Source organism: Inquilinus sp. (assembly GCF_057815775.1).
The window spans coordinates 1-2,128 of the sequence record NZ_JBYRFX010000160.1 but is presented as its reverse complement, the minus strand read 5'-3'; the positions used below and the strand labels follow the sequence as shown (position 1 = coordinate 2,128).

The 2,128-nt window shown below is 69.7% G+C and carries 3 protein-coding genes; 2 read left to right on the top strand and 1 reads right to left on the bottom strand.

Features of this window, described 5'->3' with window-relative positions; genetic code table 11:
- On the bottom strand, positions 1-376 hold a 376-nt coding region (locus tag AC3XYG_RS05830), incomplete at its 3' end, for a Clp protease N-terminal domain-containing protein (RefSeq protein WP_489138870.1).
- Positions 377-558: 182 nt separating this feature from the next.
- On the opposite strand from AC3XYG_RS05830, the gene AC3XYG_RS05825 reads away from it, so the two are divergent.
- Positions 559-1,341, top strand: a complete 783-nt coding sequence (locus AC3XYG_RS05825; RefSeq protein ID WP_489138869.1) for an SDR family NAD(P)-dependent oxidoreductase — start codon at positions 559-561, stop codon at positions 1,339-1,341.
- Positions 1,342-1,423: 82 nt separating this feature from the next.
- A partial coding sequence (locus tag AC3XYG_RS05820; RefSeq protein ID WP_489138868.1) for an MOSC domain-containing protein occupies positions 1,424-2,128 on the top strand: 705 nt, incomplete at its 3' end.

The following is a 2,128-nucleotide window of genomic DNA, read 5'->3' as shown; positions in this document are numbered from 1 at the left end:
CGCTGCCGGCGCCGGTCACCTTCGCGATGGCCAGCGCCAGCAGCAGCCGTTCGGCCGCGACGAACAGGTCGCCGGCCTTCTTAGCCTGTTCCTGGGCCTGGTCCAGCGCCCGCGCCAGCTCACGGCTCATATAGACCTGGCCGCCACCACCCTCGACCTTGGGCTGCTTGGCCAGCGCCAGGTCGAGCGCCTGCGCCGCCGCCTCCGGCTTGCCGCCGGCGCTGCGGATGAGGTTGGAGGCCAGCCCCTCTTCGTCGTCGAGCAGCACCTTGAGCAGATGCTCGGGCAGAAGCTGCTGGTGGCCCCGCGTCAGGGCCGCGGTCTGCGCTGCCTGGAGAAAGCCCTGGCTGCGCTCGGTGAATTTCTGAAGATCCATAGATTCGGTTTCCCCGCTTGTTCGGCGCGGTCGTCTTGCAAGAAGCCCGACCCCGCCTCGATCCACATCAGTGCGATCCGGGAAGGATGCAGGACTGATGTAGGGGTGTGGCCGGGCTGCAACAAGGCCGGTTGTGCAGTCGCCTTTGCAAAGGCAGGATTCGGCAGGATCGGAGGGACGGAATGATGGATCTGCTGGGACAGGTGGCGATCGTCACGGGCGCCGGAAGTGCCGAAGGCATCGGCTTCGCCGCGGCCCGGCACCTGGCGAAGCTCGGCGCCATCCTGGTGGTGGCCGCGACCACAGACCGCATCCAGGCGCGGGTCGAGGCGCTGCGGGCGGCAGGCCATGCGGTGACCGGCGTGATCGGCGACCTCACCCGCATGGACGATGCCCTGCGCCTGGCCGAGACGGCGATGGCGGCGCATGGCCGGATCGACATCCTGGTGAACAATGCCGGCATGGTGCAGACCGGCACCGCCACCCCGGGCACGCCCTTCGCCGCGCTGGACGAGGCCGGCTGGGACCGCGGCATCGCGCTGAACCTGAAGACCGCCTTCGCCGCGACCCGGGCGGTGCTGCCGCACATGCTGGCGCGCGGCTATGGCCGCATCGTCAACGTTTCCTCGGTCACCGGGCCGCGCGTCGCCATCCCGGGCGAAAGCGCCTATGCGGCGGCGAAAGCGGGCCTGAACGGGCTGACCCGCGCCCTGGCGCTGGAAATCGCCGGCCAGGGCGTGACCGTGAACGCGGTCGAACCCGGCTGGATCGCCACCGCCTCGTCCTCGGAGGCCGAGCACGAGGCCGGCCGCCAAACCCCGATCGGCCGCGCCGGCCGGCCGGAGGAGATCGCGGCAGCCATTGCCTTCCTCGCCTCGCCCGGCGCCAGCTATATCACCGGCGCTTCGCTGGTGGTCGATGGCGGCAACACGCTGCAGGAACGCAAAGGTCCCATCCGCGCATAGCGGCGATCATCGGCGCGCTGATTGTTTCCCGCGGCCATCTCGCGTTAGGGTTCCATCCCGTACCGTCGCGACTGACCCGCCCATGACCGCCGCCCGCCTCACCGCCCTCTACCGCTATCCCGTCAAGGGCCTGGCCGGGCAGAAGCTCGATGCCGCGGAGCTGGCCGCGGGCGAGACGGTACCGCACGACCGGCGCTTCGCCATCGTGCATGGCGCCAGCCAATGCGACCCGTCAGCCCCGACCTGGCAGCCGAAGCGGCAGTTCCTGCAGCTGATGACGGATCAGCGGCTGGCGCTGCTGGGCATCGGCTACGACGACGCGACCGAGGCGCTGACCCTGAAGCGCGACGGCAAGCAGGTGGCGCGCGGCCTGCTGTCGATGCCGATCGGCCAAGACCTGATCAACCAGTTCCTGAACGCCTTCATGAAGGACCCGCGCGGCGCGGTGAAGATCGTCTCCGCCCCCGGCATCGCCTTCACCGACCGGCCCGAGAAGTTCGTCTCGATCATCAACCTCGCCTCGGTGCGGGACATCGAGCGGGTGACGCGCGCACCGGTCGACCCGCAGCGCTTCCGCGCCAACCTCTATGTCGATGGCCTGCCCGCCTGGTCGGAATTCGACCTGATCGACCGCGAGATCACGGTCGGCCCGGTGCGGCTGAAGGTGGTGATGCGGATCACCCGCTGCGCCGCGACCAACGTCAACCCGGCGACCGGCGAGCGCGACCTGAACATTCCCAAGGCGCTGATCACCGGCTTCGGCCACGCCGATTGCGGCGTGTTCGCC

Coding starts and splice junctions, on each gene's coding strand:
- AC3XYG_RS05825 (WP_489138869.1), top strand. CDS start 559: ATGATGGATCTGCTGGGACAGGTGGCGATCGTCACGGGCGCCGGAAGT.